The sequence below is a fragment of the uncultured Limnohabitans sp. genome, from assembly GCF_937889215.1.
Taxonomy (GTDB): Bacteria; Pseudomonadota; Gammaproteobacteria; order Burkholderiales; family Burkholderiaceae_C; genus Limnohabitans_A.
In genome coordinates this window covers 1-7,886 of sequence record NZ_CALBEX010000392.1, presented here as the reverse complement: position 1 = coordinate 7,886, position 7,886 = coordinate 1, and the positions used below count along the sequence as shown (strand labels likewise).

General features: G+C 61.2%; 6 protein-coding genes. 4 read left to right on the top strand and 2 right to left on the bottom strand.

Features of this window, described 5'->3' with window-relative positions; translation table 11 throughout:
- Positions 1-2,350, top strand: a 2,350-nt coding sequence (locus Q0341_RS09930) for a hydantoinase B/oxoprolinase family protein (RefSeq protein WP_299512712.1), incomplete at its 5' end; no start/stop codon positions are given.
- Between the two features lie 120 nt (positions 2,351-2,470).
- Here the strand turns inward: Q0341_RS09930 and Q0341_RS09925 are convergent.
- Positions 2,471-2,887: a DUF655 domain-containing protein gene (locus Q0341_RS09925; RefSeq protein ID WP_299512710.1), complete on the bottom strand. Its 417-nt coding sequence runs from the start codon at positions 2,885-2,887 to the stop codon at positions 2,471-2,473.
- A gap of 121 nt (positions 2,888-3,008) precedes the next feature.
- Positions 3,009-3,629 (bottom strand): response regulator, encoded by a 621-nt coding sequence (locus Q0341_RS09920; RefSeq protein WP_299512708.1) that lies wholly within the window; start codon positions 3,627-3,629, stop codon positions 3,009-3,011.
- A 205-nt stretch (positions 3,630-3,834) separates the two neighbouring features.
- On the opposite strand from Q0341_RS09920, the gene Q0341_RS09915 reads away from it, so the two are divergent.
- From Q0341_RS09915 to Q0341_RS09905, 3 genes are read left to right on the top strand one after another with little or no spacing between them, the layout of a single operon-like run.
- The gene (locus Q0341_RS09915; RefSeq protein WP_299512706.1) at positions 3,835-5,550 is read left to right on the top strand and encodes a long-chain fatty acid--CoA ligase; all 1,716 of its coding nucleotides are present in this window, start codon (positions 3,835-3,837) and stop codon (positions 5,548-5,550) included.
- A complete protein-coding gene (locus Q0341_RS09910; protein ID WP_299512704.1) occupies positions 5,547-6,560 on the top strand; it encodes an LLM class flavin-dependent oxidoreductase in 1,014 nt (337 codons plus the stop codon). Before Q0341_RS09915 ends, Q0341_RS09910 begins: the two co-directional genes overlap by 4 nt.
- Positions 6,561-6,589: 29 nt before the next feature.
- Positions 6,590-7,609: a methionine synthase gene (locus Q0341_RS09905; protein ID WP_299512701.1), complete on the top strand. Its 1,020-nt coding sequence runs from the start codon at positions 6,590-6,592 to the stop codon at positions 7,607-7,609.
- Positions 7,610-7,886 lie beyond the last annotated feature (277 nt).

The following is a 7,886-nucleotide window of genomic DNA, read 5'->3' as shown; positions in this document are numbered from 1 at the left end:
TTCGGTCGCACGCGGCTACGACGTGACGCGCTACACACTGCAATGCTTTGGCGGTGCGGGCGGGCAGCACGCTTGTTTGGTGGCCGATGCCTTGGGCATGTCGCAGGTGATGGTGCACCCGCTGGCGGGTGTGCTCTCGGCCTATGGCATGGGCTTGGCCGACCAGAACGTGATGCGTGAAGAATCGATTGAGCGGCGCTTGGATGCGGCCGCCATGCCCTTCATGGCCGAGCGCTTGCAGGCTTTGGGCGAGACATCGCGCCAAGCTTTGCTGGCGCAAATGGGCGTGGATGCCGGAGGTGCCGACCGCATCGAACTGCGCCAACGCGCGCATTTGCGCTACGAAGGCACCGATTCGGCGCTGGTCGTGCCTTGGGGCGATCAAGCCCAATTGGTGGCCGGTTTTGAAGCGGCTTACCGACAGCGCTTTGCCTTCCTCATGCAAGGCAAGGCCCTGGTGGTCGAGGCAGTGTCGGTCGAGGCGGTGCTGCCCGGCGATGCGCCCGAAGAAGCGGTGCTGGCCGTGCACCCGCTGCGCGATGTGCCGCGACGCGACACGGTTCAGGTTTACGCCGCCAATGCGCAAGGTGTGGCCGAGTGGCAGGATGCCGCTCTGGTGGTGCGCGAAGACATGCGCCCCGGCGACGTGATCGATGGCCCCGCCATCATTGCCGAGAAAAACGCCACCACGGTGGTGGAGGCGGGTTGGCAAGCGCGCCTCACTGCGCTGGACCATTTGTTGCTGGTGCGCGTGCAAGCGCGCACGGTGCAACACGCCGCAGGCACGCAGGCCGACCCGGTGCTGCTGGAGGTGTTCAACAACCTGTTCATGAACATTGCCGAGCAGATGGGGCTGCAGCTGCAAAACACCGCCTACTCGGTCAACATCAAGGAGCGGCTGGACTTTTCATGCGCGCTGTTCAGCGCCGAGGGCCATTTGATCGCCAATGCGCCGCACATGCCGGTGCATTTGGGCTCGATGGGCGAGAGCATCCAGACCGTCATTCAAGAGAACAAGGGCCGCATGCAACCGGGCGATGTGTTCGTGCTGAACGACCCGTACCACGGCGGCACGCATTTGCCCGACATCACAGTCATCACCCCGGTGTATTTGGAGGGCCACGCAGACCCTGTGTTTTATGTGGGTTCACGCGGGCACCACGCCGATGTGGGCGGCTTGACGCCGGGCTCCATGCCGCCGTTTTCCACGCGCATTGAAGAAGAGGGCGTGCAGATCGACAACGTCAAGCTGGTCGATGCGGGCCACTTGCGCGAGGCCGAGATGGTGGCGCTGCTGCAAAGCGGCGAATACCCCTCGCGCAACCCAGCGCAAAACATGGCCGACCTGAAGGCGCAAATTGCCGCCAACGAAAAAGGCGTGCAGGAGCTGCGCCGCATGGTCGATCAGTTTGGCCTGGACGTGGTGCAGGCTTACATGCGCCATGTGCAGGACAACGCCGAAGAATCGGTGCGCCGCGTCATCACGCGCCTGAAAGACGGCGCATTCACTTTGCCGCTGGACAATGGTGCGCAGATCCAGGTGGCAGTGCGCGTCAATGCCGCTGAGCGCACAGCCGAGATCGACTTCACCGGCACCAGCGCTCAGCTGCCCAACAACTTCAACGCCCCGCGTGCGGTGTGCATGGCGGCTGTGCTTTACGTGTTCCGCAGCTTGGTGGACGATGACATTCCTTTGAATGCCGGTTGTTTGAAGCCACTCAAGGTCATCATTCCCCAAGGCTCCATGCTCAACCCCAACCCCCCGGCCTCGGTGGTGGCAGGCAATGTGGAAACCTCAACATGCATCACCAACGCGCTGTTTGGCGCTTTGGGCGTGATGGCGGGCAGCCAGCCGACCATGAACAACTTCACCTTCGGCAATGCCCGGGTGCAGTATTACGAAACGATTTCGGGTGGCAGCGGCGCGGGTGGGCGCTTTGACGCCCAGGGCCAACTGGTCGGTGGTTTTGACGGCACCTCGGTGGTGCAAACCCACATGACCAATTCACGCCTCACGGACCCGGAGGTGCTGGAGTTCCGCTTTCCGGTGCGCTTGGAGAGTTACGCGATCCGCCAGGGCTCGGGTGGCGCGGGGCGCTGGCGCGGTGGCGATGGCGGGGTGCGCCGCGTGCGCTTTCTGGAGCCGATGACGGCCGGCATTTTGTCCAACGGTCGGGTCCATCCTGCCTTTGGCATGGCGGGTGGTCAAAGTGGCTTGCCGGGCATCAACCGCGTGGTGCGTGCCGATGGCAGCGTGCAAGAGTTGCCACACATTGGCCAGGTCGAAATGCAGGCGGGCGATGTGTTCGAGATCCACACGCCGGGCGGCGGCGGGTTTGGGCGGGCTTGATGCGTTCTGTCAAATCCCTACCCCCGCGATTGCTGTGGCTGCCTATGCGGCCTTCACAGACCTGCCCGCCATTCCTGCCAGAAGGCCTGAAATGGCGGCCAAGTGTGTGACTTTCAGGGCTTAGTTTTTGGCCGCAGTGGCCTTGGCGGGGAGGGCTTCGGCGGACTTCATGGCCGATTTGCCGCTGGGCATGGCTTTGTCAGCGGGCGCTGGTTTTCCGGTGTTTTTGTCTTGGGCCTTGGACATTTTCTTGTCGGCTTTCTTGCCGTCAAATGCGCTGCCTTGGACGCGAACACCTTGTTCTGACAGGCTGCTGGCCTTTTGCATGCCAATGCCTTTGACGCGGCTGGTCACGTCATTCCAGTCTTTGAACGGCGCTTTTTTGCGCTCATTCATCACCTCTTTGGTCAGGACCGGTCCGACCCCTTTGAGGGCATCCAACTCCGTTTCGGTGGCTTTGTTCAGATCGATCTGCTGAGCCCATGTCAGGCTTGCAAACCCCAATGCCAACACTAAACCTGCGATTTTCTTCAACATGGCGAAGCTCCTTGGGTTGACTGCAAAAATGTGCAGTACCGTCCATTGTGAGAAGCGAGCACCTGCTTGCGAAGGCTTATTTCGCCACATTTGAAACAAAATGTTTCAAATGTGGCGAAATTCATGCGGGTTGTTGTTCGTGTTTTCTGCCCGCGATCAGGGCCGTGAAGAAACCATTGAACCATTGCAGGTTGACGGGTTTGGCCATGAAGATGGTGCCCTCGGGCAAGCCGCCACGGGCTGCGATGTCGTCTTGGGACAAGGCCGAAATCACCAAACAGGTCATGCGCTGAAATTGCGACGAGTGTTTGAGGGTGCGCAGCAGTTCAAAGCCGTCGACACCGGGCATGTTCAAGTCGGCAATGAGCACGTCCGGCTGGATGCTGGCCATGTCAATGAGGGCTTCCAGACCCGAGGACATGGCGGTGCAATCGACAGGCATTTCGCAGCGGTTGCAAAAGTCTCGCACCATGTCCCGGGTGACCGGGTCGTCTTCGACCAGCAAAACCCGCAGACGGTACTCCCGACTTTCGCCGGGACTCATCAGCATGTTGTGCTTTTTTTGGTACTCGCGAATCGAAGGCATGGAGATGCGGCAGTGTCCGCCTTGCGTCTTCCAAGCCTGGAGTTCGTTTTTCTCCACCAAAGTCTGAATGGTGCCCACCGACAAGCCCAGCAATTTGGCTGCGTAGGTGGTGCCACAGTAGTCTTCGGGCGTGTCGGGTGTGGGGTGTGTTTGCATGACTTTATTTTAGTGATAAAAATGCCAAATGGCGCAAAAGGAATACTTTTTTACCTTTATCGATACAACTTGAAACAAATTAGGCGGAACGAAGGCTTCAAGTGGCGGCTTCATGAGGCCATGACAGGTCCCGCTCGCGACAAATGGGTTGCCACCGCAAGCAGAGGGCGCTTGTAATATGACCCCCAACTCCAGGAGACACCCCATGCCCGCTCATGCTGCCGTTTGGCCTGCACGGCTGCCTGCCAAAATCAATGCCCCTGCAACGTCTTTGTGGATGAATTTGGCCGTCAGCGCTTGGCGTTACCCCGACAAAGCCGCGCTGGTGTTCATGGGCAGGGTGTGGACTTACCGAGATCTGATGGCCAGCGCCGAGCGCTTGGCGGGCCAGCTGCGTGGGCTGGGGGTGCAACCGGGCGACCGGGTGGTGCTGGACATGCAAAACTGCCCCCAGCTGGTGATCACGCACTTTGCCATTTTGCGCATCGATGCGGTCGTCGTGCCGGTCAATCCGATGAACCGCGCCGAAGAGCTCAAGCACTACATCACCGACCCCGACACCAAGGTCGCCGTGACCACGGCCGATCTGGCACCCGATTTGGCGCAGGCCAGCGCTGCCTTGCCGCCTGCTGAGCGTCTGAAGCACTTGGTGGTGACGCAATTCACCGATGTGTTTGATGCCGATGCGGCAGGCCCCGAAAACATGCCCGAGGCCTGGCGGCCCTGGTTGCTGCCAGTGCGGGCTTTGCCCGAGCTGGCGGAGGGTCTGGTGCATGCTTGGGCGGACTTGATGGCAGCCCCGGCCGTGGCGCTGCCACCCCCCCAAGCCCAAACCGGTGACCTGGCCATCTTGCCCTACACCAGCGGCACCACCGGACTGCCCAAGGGCTGCATGCACACCCATGGCTCCATCATGCACAACGCCATGTCCAGCGGTCTGTGGGGCAATGGCACCCCAGAAAACGTGACGCTGTGCGTGGTGCCCATGTTCCACATCACCGGCATGGTGAGCGTGATGCACACCAGCATCTTGCTGGGGGCGAGCTTGGTGATCATGCCGCGTTGGGACCGCGATGTGGCGGGCCATCTGATTTCCAAATGGGGCGTTACCCACTGGACCAATATCCCGACCATGGTCATCGACCTGCTGGGCAGCCCACAAATGGACCGCTATGACCTGACCAGCTTGGTCTACATTGGCGGCGGCGGTGCGGCCATGCCAGAGGCGGTGGCCCAGCGCCTGCTGGACCAGTTTGGTCTGCGCTATGTGGAGGGTTATGGCCTGACCGAAACGGCGGCCCCCTCGCACACCAACCCACCCGATGCGCCCAAAAAGCAGTGCCTGGGCATTCCGTTCATGAGCGTGGAGTCGCGCATCATCGATCCAGAAACCTTGGTGGAGTTGCCACCGGGCGAGTCGGGTGAGATTGTGATCAGTGGCCCGCAGGTGTTCCAAGGTTATTGGAAGCGCCCCGAGGCCACGGCGGCCGCGTTCTTTGAGCGTGACGGGTTTCGGTTTTTCAGGTCGGGCGACATGGGCCGGGTCGATGAAGAGGGCTACTTCTTCATGACCGACCGATTGAAACGCATGATCAACGCCAGTGGCTTCAAGGTCTGGCCCGCCGAGGTGGAGGCTTTGATGTTCAGGCACCCGGCCATTCAGGAAGCTTGCATCATTTCCACGCGCGATGCTTACCGGGGTGAGTCGGTCAAAGCCGTGGTGGTTTTGCGCCAAAGCCACCAAGGCCAGGTCAGCGAGCAAGAAATCATCGACTGGTGCCGTGAGAACATGGCGGTTTACAAAATGCCCCGCGCCGTGAGCTTTGTGGATGCCTTGCCCAAAAGCGGCAGTGGCAAAGTCATGTGGCGTGCACTGCAAGAGGCTGAAATGGCCGCCACTTCTGAAGACAATAACGGATGAGCTTGAAACTTTCTGTCCTTGACCAATCAGCCGCTGCCGAGGGGCGCGGGCAAGACGCCACCATTCGCCAGACACTGGCGCTGGCCGAGCAAGCTGAGGCCTGGGGCTACCACCGCTTTTGGGTCAGCGAGCACCACAGCCACCCCAGCATCGTGGGCTCAGCCCCCGAGGTGTTGATGGCCGCGATAGCCGCCCGCACCCAGCGCATCCGCATTGGCAGCGCGGGGGTGATGCTGCCGCATTACGCCGCACTCAAGGTGGCCGAGCAGTTCCGGGTGCTCGATGCCCTGGCCCCGGGCCGCATTGATCTGGGCGTGGGCCGCGCACCGGGCAGCGATGGGCGCACGGCGCAATTGCTCAACCCGGACCGCAACGCCTCCGAGCGCTTTCCGCAGCAGGTCATGGAAATGCAAGCTTGGGTGAGTGGCCACAACTTGCCACCCGGTCACCCAGGGCACAACGTCTACGCCTACCCGCAGTCGGAGACCTCGCCAGAGGTTTGGATGTTGGGCAGCTCCGACTACGGCGCGCAGCTGGCGGCGCACTTGGGCTTGCCTTATGCGTTTGCCTATTTCATCACTGACGGGCAGGGCGCTGACCAGGCCCTGCAAATTTACCGTGAAACTTTCCGCCCCAGCGCAGGCTTGGCCAAACCATCAGCTGTTTTGTGCGTCTGGGCCTTGGCCGCCGACACCGACGAAGAGGCGCTGCGCCTGTTTGAAAGCCGTGCCCGCTGGAAGATGGACCGCAACCTGGGCCGCATCGGTGCGCTCATGTCACCTGAGGACGCGGCGCGCGATTACAGCCCAGCCGAGCAATTTGCGCTGGAGCGCTTGCGCGAGTCTGCCTTGATCGGCTCGGCCGCCACCGTGGGCCGCAAGCTGCGCCAATTGGCGGCCCGGCTGGAAGTGGACGAGCTGGTGGTCATCACCTGGACACATGACCCCGCCGCCCAAAGCCGATCTTACGAACTGCTCGCCCAAGAGTTTGCCCTTGCGGCACACTGCTGAACTTTGAATTTTTAAACGGAGACCCTGTCATGTTCACCACCGCCATCGCCGGCAGTTTGCCCAAGCCCTCTTGGTTGGCCGAGACCGAAAAACTCTGGCCCCAATGGACCACCCAAGGCCCCGAGCTGCAGCAAGCCAAGGCCGATGCCACGCTGCTGTGGATCAAGGCCCAAGAAGACGCGGGCCTTGACGTCGTCGGTGATGGCGAACAAGCCCGCCAGCACTTTGTGCACGGCTTTGTCGAGCAGGTCGAGGGCATCGACTTTGTGAACAAAGTCACCATGGGTATCCGCAACAACCGCTATGACGCGCAGGTACCGCAAGTCATTGCGCCGCTGCGCCTGAAGGGACGCGTGCACGCCTTTGAAGCCCAGTTGGCCCGTGCTCACACGAAGAAAAAGCTCAAATTCACCTTGCCTGGCCCGATGACCATTGTGGACACCGTGGCCGACCGCTTTTACGGCGACAAAATCAAGATGGCCATGGCCTTTGCCGAGTTGCTGAACCAAGAAGCGCTGGCGCTGCAAGCCGATGGCGTGGACATCATCCAGTTCGACGAGCCCGCGTTCAACGTCTACATGGACGATGCGGCCGACTGGGGTGTGAAAGCGCTTGAGGTGGCTGCGCGCGGCCTGACCTGCACCACGGCGGTCCACATTTGCTACGGCTACGGCATCGAAGCCAACAACAAATGGAAAGAGACCTTGGGCGACGAATGGCGCCAGTATGAAAAGGTGTTCCCGGCCTTGGCCAAAAGCAGCATCCAGCAAGTCAGCTTGGAGTGCATGCACTCGCATGTGCCCATGGAAATGATGAAGCTGCTCGAAGGCAAAGACGTGATGGTCGGCGTGATCGACGTGGCCAACCCCACCATCGAAACGCCCGAAGAAATCGCCGACACCATCGGCCGCGCCCTGCAGTTCGTGCCCAAGAACCGTTTGATCGCTTGCACCAACTGCGGCCTGGCGCCCATGAGCCGCGCCGTGGCCGAGGCCAAGCTCAAGGCCCTGGCCGAAGGGGCCAAACTGGCCAGCGCACGTTACGCCTGAAGGGAATCACACGGGCCTGCTGGGCAGGCCCGTGCTCAGGGCGTGGTGAGCCCGATGCACCAGGGCTTTGAGTGTGGGTTGCCCTGCCGATTCACCCAGCCGCGAGCCGCACGGCGTTATGCTTGCGCTCTTTGCTTGATCCACTGGACATTTTCATGCCGCAACAAACGCTGTCCCCACCGTTGACCGCTCCCGATCAGCTCAATGCCACTTTGGCGGCGCAGGGATTTGCGGTGCTGGGGGCGTCCAGCGTTTGCGCTTTGGCCGATGTCTCGAT

Excerpts from the sequence above, each read along its gene's own strand:
- Q0341_RS09920 (WP_299512708.1), bottom strand. The coding sequence starts at position 3,629 with ATGCAAACACACCCCACACCCGACACGCCCGAAGACTACTGTGGCACC.
- Q0341_RS09905 (WP_299512701.1), top strand. The coding sequence starts at position 6,590 with ATGTTCACCACCGCCATCGCCGGCAGTTTGCCCAAGCCCTCTTGGTTG.
- Q0341_RS09925 (WP_299512710.1), bottom strand. The coding sequence starts at position 2,887 with ATGTTGAAGAAAATCGCAGGTTTAGTGTTGGCATTGGGGTTTGCAAGC.
- Q0341_RS09910 (WP_299512704.1), top strand. The coding sequence starts at position 5,547 with ATGAGCTTGAAACTTTCTGTCCTTGACCAATCAGCCGCTGCCGAGGGG.
- Q0341_RS09915 (WP_299512706.1), top strand. The coding sequence starts at position 3,835 with ATGCCCGCTCATGCTGCCGTTTGGCCTGCACGGCTGCCTGCCAAAATC.